Genomic DNA, 14,908 nt, shown 5'->3' on the forward strand with positions numbered 1-14,908 from the left:
ATGTCCAGCTCGGGAAGACCGGAGCCGCGTTGCTCTTGATGCTGATGGCCCTGGGCCTGCTCGCGGCGACACCTCCAGCGAGCCCCACGCCCGGCTCCTCCACCGTGGCCTCCTGTGAACTGGAAGGCGTGGTGGACACCGGCTCGGGCGCCTATCTGTCCGACTGCGTGCGGCGCGCGGCGGCTGGTGGACACTCGGCGCTGCTGGTTCGACTGGATACGCCGGGCGGCTCGCTGGAGGCGACTCGCGCCATCGTCCGGGCGTTCCTTGGATCCTCCGTGCCGGTGCTCGTCTGGGTGGGGCCCTCCGGCGCGCATGCGGGCAGCGCGGGCGTCTTCATCACCCTGGCTTCCACTCTTGCGGCCATGGCTCCCGGCACCAACATCGGCGCCGCGCATCCTGTCGCGGGAATCACCGGGCAGGACCCGGAGGCGACCGGTGGTGCTCAGATGGCTCGGAAGGTGGAGAACGACACCGTCGCGTTCGCGGAGAGCATCGCTCGGCAGCGGGGCCGCAATGCCTCGTGGGCCGCCTCCGCCGTGCGCGACAGCGTCGCCATCAGCGCGAACGCCGCGGTCGAACTGCGCGTGGTGGAGCACCTCGCTTCCAGCGAGTCGGAGTTCCTCGCCTGGGCGGATGGGCGCTCGGTGCAGGTGGCGGGGGGGGACACGGTGCGGCTGTCCACTCGCGACGCTCGACTCGTGGAGCTGACTCCGAGCCTTTCACAGCGCGCGGTCCATGCGCTCGCGCATCCCGCGATTGTCTATCTGCTGTTCCTCATGGCCGCGCTGGGACTGGTCGTCGAGCTGGCACACCCGGGTGGTATCGCCCCCGGACTCATCGGCGTGGTCGCGCTGGTGCTCGCGCTGGTGGCCTCGTCCGCGCTGCCCGTGAGCACGGGGGCCTTGCTCCTCTTGCTGCTCGGCGCGGCGCTCATCATCGCGGAGCTGTTCGTCACCAGTGGACTGCTCGGCGCCACGGGCGTGGTGTTGCTGGGCCTGGGAGGACTGTTCCTGGTGGACCGCGTGGACCCGGACTGGTTCGTGGACCGCTCCTTCGGGGTGTCGTGGGCGTGGCTGATTCCCACCACGTTGGTCCTCGCGGGCGCGGCGGCCTATGTCGCGTGGAGGAGCGCGCAGACGCGGCGACTGCCCCAGCGCGGCGGAGACGTGGGACTCGTGGGCGAGGAGGGCACCACGCTGGCCCCCGTCACTCCCGAGAGCGGTGAAGTGTTCGTCCATGGTGAGCGCTGGCGCGCCACCTCTCCCTCACCCATCCAGCGCGGCGCACACGTGGTGGTGCGGCGCGTGGAAGGGCTCACCCTCTTCGTCGACGAGGTGAAGACATGACCGACCTGTTCGGACTGCTCGGGTTCCTCATTCCGCTGGGCGTGCTCTTCCTGTTGTTCATGTCCGGAGTGCGCATCGTCAACGAGTACCAGAACGGCGTGGTGTTCCGGCTCGGCCGCTTCGTGGGGCTGAAGCGCGCGGGCTTTCGCTGGCTCATCCCCTTCGTGGAGCGCATGGTCATCATCGACCTGCGCACCGTGACTCGCGATGTGCCTCCACAGGACGTCATCACCCGCGACAACGTCAGCGTGAAGGTCAACGCCGTCGTCTACTTCCGCGTCATCCATGCGGACAAGGCCGTGCTCCAGGTGGAGGATTATCTCTATGCCACCAGCCAGCTCGCGCAGACGACGCTGCGCGCGATTCTGGGTCAGGTGGAGCTGGACCAACTCCTCAGCGAGCGCGAGCGCATCAACCACGAAATCCAGCAGGTGCTCGACGCGCGCACGGACCCGTGGGGCATCAAGGTCTCCAACGTGGAGGTGAAGCACATCGACCTGCCCCCGGAGATGCAGCGGGCCATCGCTCGACAGGCGGAGGCTGAGCGCGAGCGTCGCGCGAAAATCATCGCCGCCGAGGGTGAACACCAGGCCGCGGAGAAGCTCGCCATGGCGGCGGACGTGCTCAGCCGCAACCCCGCCACGCTTCAGCTCCGCTATCTGCAGACGCTGGTGGAGATCACCACCGGTGGCAATCACACCATCCTTCCCATCCCGCTCGACATCCTGCGCGCCGTTGGCGCCGCGGCGGCTCGCAGCGGCTTCGGCTCGGGCGAGGACGACAGGCGCCACTCCAACAGTCATGGCGACGAGGACGGACCTCCCGTGGGTGGCCTCACCTGACGCGGCCCTCTACAGGCGCGGTGGCGGGCGGGTGATTCCGAAGAGCTCCTCCCGCTCCAGCTTGATGGCCAGGCGGCTCAGCCGCAGCGAGGCCAACGCGAGCACCGCCACCGCTCCCAGCAACAACACGCCGATGGCGAAGGACAACACCGGCAGCGACTCCGGGATGTCGAGCTGACGCTTCGTCAAATACAGCAACGACGTCACCACGAACGCCAACAGCGCCGTGTACGTGAGCGCGATGGCCCTCGCGAGTATCGCGTGCCGCCGGTCCAGGATGACCACCTCCTGCCGCAACAAATCCCGCCGCGAGTTCCCCTCCGGCAACTGCCGCGCCTCCCTCAACATCTCCCGCATCCGCGTCGTCATCCGCGCAATCTGGTTGTCCAACCCCGTCGCCACGATGCCGCACGCCGACACCATCACCGCCGGCGTCACCGCCGTCCCAATCAGCCGTATCGACGAGAGGTCCAACCCATCCGACACACCGTTCATCCCCCCTCTGTTCCACCCCTCCCCTCCCCCATGCAACCCACCCCTCGGCCCCCTCCTCACCCCTCGAACTCGACAGTCCATCTCGACACTCGAACCGCACCATTCCGACACCATCCCACCCGGACATCTCGACACCACCCTCGTGAAAACTAGACACTGATGACTTGACACTCGAAGTGTCGAGTCATACTGTCTGAGTCGTGAACACGCGGAAGACACAGAGCGAGTGGAAGCTGGCGGAGCTGGCCGAGGAGGCGGGCGTCTCGCCACGCACGGTGCGCTACTACGTCCAGCGGGGTCTGCTCCCCGCGCCGCCCTTTCGGGGGCCGGACACCGTGTATGGCGAGGAGCACGTCATACGACTCAAGGCCATCCGGGTCCTCCAGGCACGGTTCCTCCCCTTGGATGCCATCCAGGTGGAGCTCCAGCGCCTGTCGCTCGACGAGCTGCGCAAGCTCGCCGAGTCGGACGTCACCCCGACTCCGCCCACGTACGGGCCGACGAGCCTCACCGATTCACAAATCGTGGCACCGCCGGCCACCGGCCCGCGTCCCACGACGACGACACGCTACCAGCGCTGGGAACTCATCCCCGGTCTGGAGCTGCATGTGGCGGATTCAGCGGATGCCAAGGTTCGAGCCCTCGCCGAGCGCGTACGAGCCCTCATCGAAGAGTTCCAGGACAAGGAGAAGCCATGACGAAAGAGCATGCAGGGCTGTTCACTCGCGAGGGCGCGCAGGTTCCCCTTCAGGGCGTCGAAGTCACTGGTGAGCTGCTCGGCGGACATGCGCGCGTGCGCGTGCGCCAGCGCTACCGCAACGACGAGCCCCGCCCCATCGAAGCCGTCTACACCTTTCCCCTTCCGTCCGATGGCACCCTCTCCGCCTTCTCCATGACGTGCGCGGGCCGCCGCGTCGAAGGCATCGTCAAGGAGCGCGAGGAGGCCTTCCGCGCCTATGACGACGCCGTCACCGCGGGCCATGGCGCCGCCCTGCTCGACGAGGAGCGCTCCAACGTCTTCACCGCCCAGGTGGGCAACCTCCTCCCCAACGAGGAGACCATCGTCGAGGTGGAGTTCCTGCAGGCCGTCACCGCCGAGGAAGGCAGCGTCCGGTGGATGCTCCCCACGCTCGTCGCCCCGCGCTACATCCCCGGCAAGCCCGCCGGAGACCGCACCGGCCACGGCAGCGCCGAGCCCACGCCGCGCGTCCCCGACGCGGACCGCATCTCTCCTCCCATCGGCCAGGTGCAGTACGGCCTGCGCATGGACCTGCTCGTCGACCTGGGCCGCGAGGTCATCGTCGAGAGCCCCTCGCACGCCATCACCGTCACCCGCGAGAGCGGCACCCGCGCCCGCGTGAGCCTCTCTCGCGGAGAGGTGTCCCTGGACCGCGACCTGGTCCTCTCCCTGCGCAGCTCCGACACGAGCGCCGTCTTCACCCCGCTCGCCACGCACCGCAAGGGCGACAAGCCCGGCACGTTCGCCCTCACCGTGGTGCCCGACCTCCTGGGCATGGCCTCCGCGCCCCCCAAGCAGGAGGTCATCTTCCTGGTGGACGTCTCCGGCTCCATGGACGGCGACAGCCTGCCCCAGGCCCAGGCCGCGCTCCGGCTCTGCTTGCGACACCTGCGCGAAGGCGACCGCTTCAACGTCATCGCCTTCGAGAGTTCCTTCCACTCCTTCCAGCCCCTGCCCGTGCCCTTCACCCAGCGCATGCTGGAAGAGGCGGACCGGTGGGTGGCTGCGCTCCGGGCCGGCGGCGGAACGGAGCTGCTCGGGCCTATGCAGACCGCCGCTCGCACCGCGCCGGACGGCGTGCTCGTGCTCTTGACGGACGGACAGGTGGGCAACGAGGACGAAATCCTCCGCGCCGTGCTCGCCGAGCGGAAGTCGGCGCGCGTGTATTCATTCGGCATCGGCACCAACGTCAGCGATGCCCTGCTGCGCGACATGGCGAAGCAGACCGGCGGCGACGTGGAGTTCATCCACCCCGGCGAGCGCATCGACGACAAGGTCGTCGCCCAGTTCTCCCGCGCGCTCGCGCCGCGCATCACTGAACTCCAGGTCTACTTCGACGGCGTCGAGGGCACGGAGCTGGCCCCCGGCGAGCTGCCTCCCATGGTCGACGGCATGCCCTGGACGCTCCTGGGCCGCTACCCCACGCCAGGCACCGGCAAGGTGACGCTGCGGGGCCGCTCGGGCCGCGAGCCCTTCGCGCTCACCGTTCGCGTGGACTTTCCCGCCGAGTCGGACCGTCCCGCCGTGGAGAAGTTGTGGGCCGCCGAGCGCATCAAGGGCTGGGAGGCCGCGAGCCTCACCGGCCGCCGCGCCGACTCCATGAAGAAGCGCATCGTCGAGCTCGCCGTCGAGCACCAGATTGTCACGCGCTACACGTCCTTCGTCGTCGTGGAGGAGCGCACCGGTGACAGGCGCGCCTCGGGCCAGCCGGAGACGCGCGTCGTCCCGGTGAATGCGCCCGCGGGCTGGGCCATGTTCGGCACGCAGAAGCACGAAGAGGCCGAGGTCGCTCCCATCATCCAGCGCCCCGGTGCGCGAAGCCGGGGTGGTAGCGCACCCGTGGCCGCGGGCCCCCCGTCGAGGCAGGCCCCCGCTCACGCCGTTATGGCTTCCGCCGGCGGACCCCCGCCTCCTCCCGCCCCCGCACCGGCCGCCCCGCTCAGGAAGCTTGTCAGCACGGCCCAGGCCCCGGACATGGCGAAGAAGAAGAAGGGAGGCCTCCTGGGAGGCCTCTTCGGAGGAGGCTCGGCCGAAAAGTCCGTGATGAAGGAGTCGAAGATGGAGCCACCCTCCTACTCCGATGATGACGACACCTACGCGGACGGCCTGGCCTCCGAGCAGGAGGAGGGCTTCTCCGCGTCCGCCCGCGACGCCGCACCCCAGGAAGCGGGCGCGGAGGCCCTGCTGGGACGACAGCTCGCCAATGGACTGTGGGCGGGGACCGGCCCCGGACCGGAGCCCGTGCAGCAGGCCCGCGCCACCGCGCTCGCGCTGCTGGAGCTCTTGCGCGAGGGCATCACCAGCAGCCACGCGCTGCATGGTGCCCAGGTGAAGAAGGCGGTGGAGGCCCTGCTGACGCTCGCCGCCCAACTCACCGGCGCTCCCGAGGTCGCGGAGCTGGCCCTGGGCGTGGCCTGGCTCGTCGCGGCGGGCCCGCGCACCCGGGGTCGCATCGAGCAGGCGGCCAGGCCCCTCGCCGGGCTCAACGGCCGACTGGGCAACGACGCCGAGCTGCGTCAGCACGTCGATACCCTCGCCACCCGCTGACGCGGCGCGCCTGGGCACACCCCCTCGAAGTCTCAGGCGACCTCGGCCCCTCCCTCGTGAACGGGCCGAGGTCGTCGCATAGAGTGGATGACGCCCATGACGCTCGCCACCCTCCTGCTCGTTGCTCTCAGTGCCACCCAAGTCGGGGATGAAGCGCAGACCGGACCTGCCTCATCAGCACCTCTCACGTCGGAGACCCTGACGGCGCCTCCGCTGATGACCACGCCCGATGCGTGCCCTGCCGAAGCGGAGGCTCGCTACAACGAGGGCTTCAACGCACTCATCCAAGGCAAGGACACCCAGGCCTCCGAGGCCTTCACCGAGGTCCTCGCCGTCTGTCCCCAGCACCCCTACGCCACCGAGTTCGGACGGCTCACCCGGGCCCGGCTCAAGCCCGGCGCGAAGCTGGCGCAGGCGGCGGTCTATGAGAATACGGAGCGTCGCTCGGGCGCCGCCGTCGCGTCGCTGACGGTGGTGCAGACGCTGCACGGCGCGACGCAGGGCATCCTGCTGTGCGCCATCGCGGACTGCAGGGACCAGGGCTACGTGGCCGCGTCCATGCTCGGAGCGGGCGCGGGAGTCACCAGCGCGCTGCTGCTCTCGCAAGGTGGCATCACCTCCGGGCAGGCGGCCGTCATCAACTCCGGAACGGTGTGGGGTTTCTGGTTCGGCATCGCGTCGATGCTCGCCTTCGACCTGGAGGACGATGATGCGCTGAGGGCCGCCATCATCGGCGGCGCGGGCTTCACCGGCGTGGGCGTCCTGCTCGCCAACCTGGTGCAGCCCACCGCGGGGCAGGTGTCCATGGCCAACTCCGGTGGCCTGTGGGCCGGCGTGGTGACGGCCCTGTTCCTGGCCACGTCGGAGAGCGACAACACGAAGGCCTTCTTCGCCGCCGAGCTGGCCGCGACGTCCGCCGGCATCATCGGCTTCGCGGTGCTGTCGCGCAGCCTGCCCGTGTCCCGGGGCCGCATGCTGCTCATCGACGCGGGCGGCATCGTCGGCGGACTGCTCGGCGCCAGCACCATGTACACCTTCACGGGCGGCGACGACGGCGACAGCGGCGACAACGGCGACGCCATCCTCATCAGCGCGGGCGTCGGCGTCCTGGGCGGGCTGGCCCTCACGGCCTATCTCACGCGCAACTTCGATGCGCCCCGGCTCCCCCAGGTGATGTTGACTCCCACCCTGATGGGCAAGGAAGGCGCGGGCATGGCGCTGGCGGGTCAGTTCTAATCACGCCGCCTCGCAGTGCCTGGAAAGCGCCCATGCCCGTCGACTCCACCGCCCTTGCGTCCCTCCAACATCAGCGCGCGCTGCGCGTCCGTCAGGTGAAGGAGTGGGGAGAAATCCTCACCGGCTTCGAGGGACGCAACAAGTACCAGGTGGTGGGTGACGACGGAGAGACGGTCTTCTTCGCGGGTGAGGTGGGCAGCGGGCTGGGCCTGCTGTTGCTGCGCAACTTCTTCAAGGCCAAACGCCCCTTCACGATGGAGCTGAAGTCGCCCTCGGGCGCCGTCGCGCTGCGGCTGCGACGGCCGTGGCGCTTCTGGCTGGCCCGCATGGACGTGGAGGACGGCGACGGGCGACTCCTGGGCAGCGTGCGCCAGCGCTTCCGCTTCTTCACGCGCGCCTATGACATCGTCGGCCCCGGCGGAGAGGAGCTGGGCCACCTGCGCGGCCCGCTCTTCCGTCCGTGGACGTTCGTGATTGAAGAGGGCGGTCGCGAGGTGGGCACCATCGCCAAGCGGTGGAGCGGCTTCGGCAAGGAGCTGTTCACCGACGCCGACAGCTTCGGCGTCCAGTTCGACGGCGCCCTGAGGGGCGCGCTCCTGCGCACCCTGGCCGTGGCCGCCACGTTCCTCATCGACTTCGTCCACTTCGAGAACCGGCGCGAGAACAAGGACTGAGCCCCCGCGCCAGGGCTCACGACGGGCGTCGCTTCTGCGCCGCCAATCCCAGCGCCGTCAACAGCCACGCGAGCGACGCGCCCGGTCCTCCCGACGCGCAGTCGTCACACCCGTCCGGCTTCGAGTCCCGGATTCGCACCACGGCCTCCACCGGTGCGCTCTGGAGCTTCCCGTCACTCGCCACCACTCGCAGCTTCACCTCCATGGGCTCCTTCACCTTCGGCCCCGTGAAGCGCACCGTCGCCGTCGTCGCTCCCTCCAGTGTCACCGGAGGCCCCGACGTCTGGGTCCACGGGTACGTCAGCGCATCCCCCTCCGGGTCCGTTCCCTCCGCCGTCACCTCGACGCGGCTCTCCTCGTTCACCTCCTGCTCCGGCACCGGGCTCACCACGGGCGCCTGGTTGAGACACAGCCCCGCGTCGTCCACCACCGTGGTGAAGGGCGTATTCACCAGCCCCTCGAAGTGGAGGTCGTCGACATCCCAGCCAGCGAGCGTGGCGAAGACGCTGTCGATGAAGTCGGTGCCGTAGAGGAAGCGCACGCGCACCGTCTGGCCCGCGTACGTCATGCCCAGGTCCACGCTCACCGCCTCGAAGGCGGGGTAGGCGCTGTTCCTCGCGCTGTAGACGGGACGGCCCGCGAGCGGATTCTCGTAGCCCCAGGGGTCCTCGAGGAAGGCGTTGTACGTGGGCGTCGCCGCCTCGCCGAGGTCCGTCCACGTCTGCCCATCATCCGTGCTCAGCTCGATGACGGCCCCATCGAGATAGACGGGCGGCGCTTCGTCCTCGAAATAGGTCTCGATGTCGTGGCGATGTCGGAAGGTGAAACGCAGCGGCCGGTCCGTGGCCACCTGGAGCGGGGGCGAGACCAGGGCCCGCAGCCCCACATGGCTCAGGTTGGGGGCATGGAACAGATATCCCCCTTCAGCGGAGACTTCACGCACCCAGGACCTCCTGCTGTCCAAGGGGTCGTGCTCGAAGCGCCAGGGGTGCCGCTCCGCATCCACCGTCTCCGTCGCGCTCGACGCGAGAACCTCATCCCGGCTCACCCAGAGCGGAAGCGACGCGGTCTGGTCTCCCGGCACGGTCTGCGCTTCGTCCCGGAAGGTGAGGTTCATTTCGAGCCATCGTCGCGACGTGCCGCCCAGGAGCTCCACGGGGAACTCCGCGCGCACCTCCTGGAAGGGGTCGGACGGAGGAATGGACCAGGTGCTCCCCTCGGGGAATATCAGGTCGCCCGAGTCGCTCGTCGCCGTCAGGGTCGACCGCTCCAACCGCCCCGTCCCCGCATTGCGGACCGTGAGGCGCACGCGTGCCTGTTCTCCCGCATCCAGGATGCCGTCGTCGTCACAGGAGCGCGCGCCCTGAATCAGCTCCAAGCGCACAAGGGACAGGTCCTTGCCTGAATAGAAGCTCTCGACGACTCCCGCGTGGTCCAGGGAGTCTCGATGCGGAGCCACCGCCCTCAGGCCAGCGCCACGTCTGGCGAACGCCTGGGAGAAGAGCTCGAAGTCGCGGGAGTCTCGCGCCAACGCCGCCGCGAGCAGGGCATCCCGCGCCTCCAGGAACGTGGGGTCCACGGGCGTCAGCTTGAGCGACGCGACGAGGTACTCCTTCATTCGCGACTGGGCCTCCTCGAACGACAGGCGTTCCGTGTCGCGCAGGAGCGCCACGTAGCACTCCCACAGCATGACGGCCCACACCTCTCCGGAGTTGTGGAACTCCGCGTTCGGCCACTGCGCGGGCTCGCCGTTGAAAGGGATTCCCTCCGGCAAGGACACACCGTCCTGGATGAACCGGAAGGTGAGCGGGTTCCTGCCCAGGTCCGTCGTGTATGGATAGCGACGGATCCCCCAGTAGTATGCCTGATTGGCTTCAGCCGCCCGGATGTACCCGTTGGGGACATACACACCGCTGAAGTGCGCGTTCGCGGGAAGTTGCGCGTCTTCCGCGCGCGCCTTCAGCAGCAGCGCCGCGAAGTCGCTCCAACCCTCGCCCATCGATGCACCCTGCCCATTCAACAGGCCGACACCGTCACCGACGAGGCGATTGGACATGTAGTGCATCCACTCGTGAGCGAGGAGGCCTGAGTCGAGCGCGCCATCCCTGGCGGGCCCCCCTCGCACGAGCCGCAGCGTCGTCTCTCCTTCCTCGAGCGCCGCGCGCACCAGCGCCCCCGTCTCGGTCGTGACGCCGGCCACGGGGATGGTGACGACACTGGAGCGACCGGGAAAGCCCATGGCATTCCGGACAAGGTTCCTCGGGGCGATGAGGACGGCGACCGCTCCCGCCTGCTGTGCGTGCATCGCCTTGATGAGCGAGTCGCACCTCCTGCCCCCATCCACGACCGCGACCTTGCCCTGGATTTCCGCCGCGTTCGTCAATGGCTCGCAGGCATCGTTGACCGTGCCGCCCGCCACCCCGTCCACGGCCAGCATCGCGTTGGCGCTGACGTCGAACACCTGGGGGCCGTAGTCCGCGAACCCCAGCATGAAGGGCCCCTTCGTACCCCCAGAGGTCTGGACGTAGAGGTCCCTGGCGGAGCGGTTGTCGTAGATCAAGAGCGTCATCAACGGCCGCGCCCCATCCGCCGGAGTGTCCATCATGGCGTTGTTGCGCGCCCAGAAAACCTGCGTCCCCACCACCATGGAGTCTTCCTCCAGCCCTCCCCTCCCGAAGTTGTCGTGCTGCGCGTTGCCCGCGGCCTCGTCGAAGCCCGAGTCGTAGAACCAGTCGTGCAGGAAGTTCGTGACGTAGAAGGCGTGGGTGATGCCCGCCATCTGCTGCTCGTCGGTGATGCTCGGCCCGTGGCGATGGTCATAGCCATGGCTGAAGACCCCCGCCTCGGAGAGGACCGCGTACAGGTCCCCTGGGCCGTATTCGCCATAGGGGTCCACCAGGTCCGCGTAGGCCTCCACGTTGTTGCCCTCGGTGCGCGTGGCGCTCGGAGCCAGCCACGGGTCATTCCGACTGAAGGGCGCGTTGCGCAACGTCACCAGATTGGGAGCCACCAGGGGCGCCTGATAACCATCCGGCAGGCCCGTGGGGTGAGGGCTGCCCTGATGACCCGTGGGGTCATGCAAGGGAACGAAGGGCGAAGCGGTGTCCGCCCATACCTTGTATGTGAAGGCCTCCGATTCTCGAGTGAGCGAGTGGCGGACGAGCAGCCGTCCATCGTCAGCGGCGATAACATACGCGTAGAGGTCGCCAGGTCCCTCGGTCACGGACTCGGTGCCCAGCTCCACGTAGTACGCCGGCACCAACGCGTCCGGCATCGGGTAGTAGACGGGCTTCGTCCTCGTGGTCCCTCGCAGCCGGACCGTCCTGGGACCCGGTGACAGCTCGAAGGACTGGTAGGGCGGCCGCGCGGGGCCCGTTTCAGCGAGGCTCGCTGGCGGCAACGCGTGTCCCTCCAGGTCACGGTAGGCCCGGGCAATCGCTTCGCGGGGCTGGAGGATGAACGCCGCGCCCTTCGAGAAGCGCTGAGTCGAACCCACCGGACTCAGGTGCCCCGACATCGCCACCAGGGACTGGCGCGAATCCAACAACACCTTCAACGACTGGCGGAAGACCTCGATGCCCTCCACGCGCTGTCCGAAGGTGACGATTCCACCCCCGGAGGGAAGTCGCTGCACGGCGGTCACTGGCACATGGTCGGCGTCCGTGCGCTCCAGGCGATACACCGGTGCGTACCGCTCCAACAGCCCACGAGCGACCTGCTCGGGACGCTGGGGCGCGGCGCTCGCGGACACCTTCGCCTGGGTCCCGTCACCCCAGACGAAGGTGGGGACGCCGAGGCGCTCCTCTTCGTGTGCGATGGAAAGACCCGGAGCGTCCGGACGAGCGAGGTGTGCGAGCGAAGAAGACGGAGCCGTGGTGAAGACATCCACCGTCGGCAATCGCTCACGGGCCAGGACAGGGGACACCGTCACCAGGGCGACACTGGCGAACAGACCGGACAGTCTCATGGCGAGCTCCTGGGCTCGTGGGGGAGAAGAAGAGTTCCATCATCCAGTTACAAAAACCATCCAGAAACCAGAATCGCGAAGAGTGCTTGTCTTTTGAGCCCCACCCCTTGCCAGGGGTTGACAGGCACGGGTGCGCGACTGGTGCTACCTCGGTTCACGCATGGACAGAGGGCAGCCCTCGAAGGTCCTGGAGGGCCGCAAGATTCTCCAAGAGAAGCTGGCGAGCACCTCCTAGAAGCAGGGCTCACCTCAGGAGCACACGACATGGCTTCCATCCGGAAAGAAATCACGACCAGCGCCACGCCCGAGTTTGTCTGGGATGCAATCCGCGACATCGGTGCGCTCCACACGAGACTGGTTCCCGGGTTCGTGGTCGACACGCGCCTGGAGCCCGGGGCCCGAGTGGTCACCTTCCGCAATGGAATGGTGGTCAAGGAGCCCATCGTGACAGTGGACGACGAGGGACGGCGCCTCGTGTGGGGCGCGGAGGGTGGACCGCTGACCCACTACAACGGAGCGGTCCAGGTCTTCACGGAGGGCACGGGGAGCCGGGTCGTGTGGACCGCGGATTTCCTGCCCCACGAGGCCAGCGCCGTCGTCGGCCCGATGATTGAGGAAGGCATGGCCGCCATGAAGCAGGCGCTCGACAAGGCCCGCTAACGCGTCGGGAGTTCGCGGAAGGTGAGGCCGTCCAGGCCGAGCCGGACCACGGCGGCCCTGAATCGCTCTGTGCCGATAACCATCGTCGCGAAGTTCGCCAATCGGAACAGGTCCAGTTCCGGAGGCAGCGAGGCCGCGTCCAGGATGGGTTCGTCGGGCCGACTGAAGCCGACTCGACCACAGGTCGCGCACGGAGGGGGTTCCTCTGGCGGGATGCAGTCGGCATGCAGAATGCCGTGCGGGTCCACCTGGAGTTCCAACAGGTCCGGTGGGTTCTTCTGTTTGAAGCGCAGAGCCGTCGGGAAGGCCTGAAGCCCTTGCAGTCCTCCGACCTGGAGTTGCTCAACCATCTCTTGGTCAAGCAGCAGCACATCGAGGAGCCACACGAAATCCGGGAGCTTTCCGGACGAAGTACCCACCAACGGGCCGAAGCTCGTGCCCGGAGGTAGCGCGGCATGGGGAGGCACCAGGGGGCGCACCCGTTCGCGAAGGCGCGTGAATTCCGGAAGGGGCTCGGGTCGGGCCTTCTCGAACTCGCGATGCTCTGGCAGTTGTGTCAGGTCCACGCCGGGGAAGTGGTGCCCCAGGCCTCCCCATGTTGCTCCGCACATGGGGCACTTCAACAAGCCCGGCAGATGCCATCGGTGCGATGCATCCACGTACCCCCGGTACTTCGCAGTAACGGCGTAGTCCTCATCCACCCAGAAAAATCGCGGCATCCGCCATCACGCTCCTGGCTTGGAATAGTACGGTCGGATGGGGCCACCGATGAGCTGGAAACGGTAGATGAGTTCCCCAGCGTGCTTGAAAATCTCTTCTGGTGAGGCGCCAGGCTTGCTCCTGATGAAGACCCGCCACGCCTCATTCCACTGCCCTCCGTGTCCTCCCACATTGTGAATTCGTTGATGAAGATCGCGCGGGATGGGCATGGTGTAGTCATGGATCTTGACGCCCTGACGCACGAACCAATCTTGAAGCCTTTGTTCCTGCGGGAAGATGTGGTGCTTCTCCCAACGGCCGGCCGTAAGCTGATGTGACGGAGGAATGATCCGCGCGGGGGCGCCATTCCAATTGGGAAACGTCATGACGGCGCCACGCGGGAGGTTCTGTGCTCCGCCCCAGTTCCTCCGAGGCCCACTGCCCGGCGCGGCAGCAGCCGCTGGCGGACGGGAGGGCGGGAAGCGCGCCTCCACGATTGCTCCCGGCATGTCTTCACACGGATAGAAGCCACAGGCGTCATCCAGGCACAGCAGGGTGACGCACTTGTCCTCCCCAGGGTCGTCGCACTCCACCTCGGCCTCATCCCATGCCTGCTGCAGGGGAGGCCTTCCGCCAGTGGAACAGCCCAACCAGGACACGACGAGCAGCGACAGCCAGAACGCGCAAGGGACTCGCATAGGCGACAAAACCTACCACCCTGGTCTGTCGTAGCCCTTACCGGCGCCGCGACAGGGATTGAGCGCTCAGCGCCGCTTCAAACCATACATGGACATCAGGATGCCCTCGAAGGTCTTCGCGGGCAGCAGCGCCTTCGCCACCAGGGCCGCGCGCTGCGCGAGCTTCCCCACCGAGTACCGCACGTCAGGCGCCTCCACCTCCATCACCTCCAGCACCCGCCGCGCCACGTCCTCGGAAGGCACGCCCTCGCGCTCCTCCTTCTCGATGATGGCCAACACCTTCTCGAAGGACTCCCGATACGCCGAGCCCTCGCCAGACGCCGCCGCGCGCACCCGGTTGTCCGTCAGCCGCGTGCGCACGTCCCCCGGCTGCACCAGCGTGGCGTGGATGCCAAACGCCTCCACCTCCTGGCGCAGGCTCTCCGTCAGCCCCTCCAACGCGAACTTGCTCGCGCTGTAGAAACCCTGGAACGGCAACCCCACCGCCCCACCCAATGAGCTGATGTTGATGATGCGGCCAGAGCGCCGCTCGCGCATGGACGGCAACACCGCCTGGCAGACGCGCAACACGCCCAACACGTTGGTGTCGAGCTGCCGCCACGCCTCCTCCACGGAGGTGTCCTCCACCGCTCCCGCCAACGCATGGCCCGCGTTGTTCACCACCACGTCGATGCGGCCCTCACGCGCCAGCACCGTCTCCACCGCGTGGCGCACGGACGCATCCTGCGTCACGTCCATCTCCAGCATCCGGTAGCCCACCGACTCCCGCACCGAGGGCTGACGGCTGGTGCCGTAGACGAGGTGCTTGCGCACCGTCAGCAGCTCGACGCAGGCCTCGCCGATACCCGAGGAGGCTCCCGTGACGAGGACCACCTTGCTGCCCTGGGACGTGTCCATGCACGCCCATGATTCCGCGTCCCCTCCGCGCGCACCACGGGAACTCGCGGACGCGGGGCGTCACATTCCCGGGACACTGCTGGAGTCAGGAATTCCGGGCGGAAC

At 68.1% G+C, this 14,908-nt stretch carries 12 protein-coding genes; 7 read left to right on the forward strand and 5 right to left on the reverse strand.

Annotated features, from left to right (window positions below; genetic code table 11):
• Positions 1 to 38: 38 nt before the first annotated feature.
• Positions 39 to 1,349, forward strand: coding sequence for an NfeD family protein (locus HUA76_RS02745; protein ID WP_174460441.1), 1,311 nt, complete (start codon positions 39 to 41; stop codon positions 1,347 to 1,349).
• Positions 1,346 to 2,191, forward strand: a complete 846-nt coding sequence (locus tag HUA76_RS02750) for a slipin family protein (RefSeq protein WP_141645532.1) — start codon at positions 1,346 to 1,348, stop codon at positions 2,189 to 2,191. The genes HUA76_RS02745 and HUA76_RS02750 overlap by 4 nt, the downstream gene beginning before the upstream one ends.
• A gap of 9 nt (positions 2,192 to 2,200) precedes the next feature.
• Here HUA76_RS02750 and HUA76_RS02755 read toward each other — a convergent pair whose 3' ends face one another.
• Positions 2,201 to 2,686, reverse strand: a complete 486-nt coding sequence (locus HUA76_RS02755; protein WP_174457385.1) for a DUF2721 domain-containing protein — start codon at positions 2,684 to 2,686, stop codon at positions 2,201 to 2,203.
• A 200-nt stretch (positions 2,687 to 2,886) separates the two neighbouring features.
• Between HUA76_RS02755 and HUA76_RS02760 the strand changes: the two genes are divergently transcribed.
• The 4 genes from HUA76_RS02760 to HUA76_RS02775 all read left to right on the forward strand — a co-directional run bounded on the left by HUA76_RS02760 (position 2,887) and on the right by HUA76_RS02775 (position 7,882).
• Positions 2,887 to 3,384: a MerR family transcriptional regulator gene (locus tag HUA76_RS02760; RefSeq protein WP_141649444.1), complete on the forward strand. Its 498-nt coding sequence runs from the start codon at positions 2,887 to 2,889 to the stop codon at positions 3,382 to 3,384.
• Entirely contained in the window at positions 3,381 to 5,972 is a 2,592-nt protein-coding gene (locus HUA76_RS02765) for a VIT domain-containing protein (RefSeq protein ID WP_174459922.1), read from the forward strand. Before HUA76_RS02760 ends, HUA76_RS02765 begins: the two co-directional genes overlap by 4 nt.
• A 96-nt stretch (positions 5,973 to 6,068) precedes the next feature.
• Positions 6,069 to 7,208, forward strand: a complete 1,140-nt coding sequence (locus HUA76_RS02770) for a hypothetical protein (RefSeq protein ID WP_174457388.1) — start codon at positions 6,069 to 6,071, stop codon at positions 7,206 to 7,208.
• 32 nt (positions 7,209 to 7,240) lie between these two features.
• Positions 7,241 to 7,882 carry a phospholipid scramblase-related protein gene (locus tag HUA76_RS02775; RefSeq protein WP_141647572.1) on the forward strand — a complete coding sequence of 214 codons (642 nt, stop codon included), beginning with the start codon at positions 7,241 to 7,243 and terminating at the stop codon, positions 7,880 to 7,882.
• A gap of 16 nt (positions 7,883 to 7,898) precedes the next feature.
• Here the strand turns inward: HUA76_RS02775 and HUA76_RS02780 are convergent, their stop codons facing one another.
• Positions 7,899 to 11,849, reverse strand: a complete 3,951-nt coding sequence (locus tag HUA76_RS02780; protein WP_174459923.1) for a myxosortase-dependent M36 family metallopeptidase — start codon at positions 11,847 to 11,849, stop codon at positions 7,899 to 7,901.
• Positions 11,850 to 12,113: 264 nt separating this feature from the next.
• Between HUA76_RS02780 and HUA76_RS02785 the strand changes: the two genes are divergently transcribed.
• A complete protein-coding gene (locus HUA76_RS02785; protein WP_174457391.1) occupies positions 12,114 to 12,509 on the forward strand; it encodes an SRPBCC family protein in 396 nt (131 codons plus the stop codon).
• On the opposite strand, the gene HUA76_RS02790 is transcribed toward HUA76_RS02785, so the two are convergent.
• From HUA76_RS02790 to HUA76_RS02800, 3 genes are all read right to left on the reverse strand, one after another.
• Complete coding sequence (locus HUA76_RS02790) at positions 12,506 to 13,228, reverse strand: double-CXXCG motif protein (protein WP_174459924.1); 723 nt, start codon at positions 13,226 to 13,228, stop codon at positions 12,506 to 12,508. The genes HUA76_RS02785 and HUA76_RS02790 overlap by 4 nt on opposite strands.
• A 6-nt stretch (positions 13,229 to 13,234) precedes the next feature.
• Positions 13,235 to 13,906, reverse strand: a complete 672-nt coding sequence (locus HUA76_RS02795) for a TIGR02269 family lipoprotein (RefSeq protein ID WP_174459925.1) — start codon at positions 13,904 to 13,906, stop codon at positions 13,235 to 13,237.
• Positions 13,907 to 13,972: 66 nt separating this feature from the next.
• On the reverse strand, positions 13,973 to 14,803 hold the full coding sequence (locus HUA76_RS02800; RefSeq protein ID WP_174457392.1) for an SDR family oxidoreductase: 831 nt from the start codon (positions 14,801 to 14,803) through the stop codon (positions 13,973 to 13,975).
• Between the last annotated feature and the right edge of the window lie 105 nt (positions 14,804 to 14,908).

It is taken from the genome of Myxococcus sp. CA056 (assembly GCF_013336715.1).
GTDB classification, from domain to species: domain Bacteria; phylum Myxococcota; class Myxococcia; order Myxococcales; family Myxococcaceae; genus Myxococcus; species Myxococcus llanfairpwllgwyngyllgogerychwyrndrobwllllantysiliogogogochensis.

What these genes read in the sequence shown, in the direction of transcription:
- HUA76_RS02745 (WP_174460441.1), top strand. Translation starts at nt 39, where the DNA reads ATGCTGATGGCCCTGGGCCTGCTCGCGGCGACACCTCCAGCGAGCCCC.
- HUA76_RS02770 (WP_174457388.1), top strand. Translation starts at nt 6,069, where the DNA reads ATGACGCTCGCCACCCTCCTGCTCGTTGCTCTCAGTGCCACCCAAGTC.
- HUA76_RS02775 (WP_141647572.1), top strand. Translation starts at nt 7,241, where the DNA reads ATGCCCGTCGACTCCACCGCCCTTGCGTCCCTCCAACATCAGCGCGCG.
- HUA76_RS02765 (WP_174459922.1), top strand. Translation starts at nt 3,381, where the DNA reads ATGACGAAAGAGCATGCAGGGCTGTTCACTCGCGAGGGCGCGCAGGTT.
- HUA76_RS02795 (WP_174459925.1), bottom strand. Translation starts at nt 13,906, where the DNA reads ATGCGAGTCCCTTGCGCGTTCTGGCTGTCGCTGCTCGTCGTGTCCTGG.
- HUA76_RS02750 (WP_141645532.1), top strand. Translation starts at nt 1,346, where the DNA reads ATGACCGACCTGTTCGGACTGCTCGGGTTCCTCATTCCGCTGGGCGTG.
- HUA76_RS02785 (WP_174457391.1), top strand. Translation starts at nt 12,114, where the DNA reads ATGGCTTCCATCCGGAAAGAAATCACGACCAGCGCCACGCCCGAGTTT.
- HUA76_RS02790 (WP_174459924.1), bottom strand. Translation starts at nt 13,228, where the DNA reads ATGCCGCGATTTTTCTGGGTGGATGAGGACTACGCCGTTACTGCGAAG.
- HUA76_RS02800 (WP_174457392.1), bottom strand. Translation starts at nt 14,803, where the DNA reads ATGGACACGTCCCAGGGCAGCAAGGTGGTCCTCGTCACGGGAGCCTCC.
- HUA76_RS02755 (WP_174457385.1), bottom strand. Translation starts at nt 2,686, where the DNA reads ATGAACGGTGTGTCGGATGGGTTGGACCTCTCGTCGATACGGCTGATT.
- HUA76_RS02780 (WP_174459923.1), bottom strand. Translation starts at nt 11,849, where the DNA reads ATGAGACTGTCCGGTCTGTTCGCCAGTGTCGCCCTGGTGACGGTGTCC.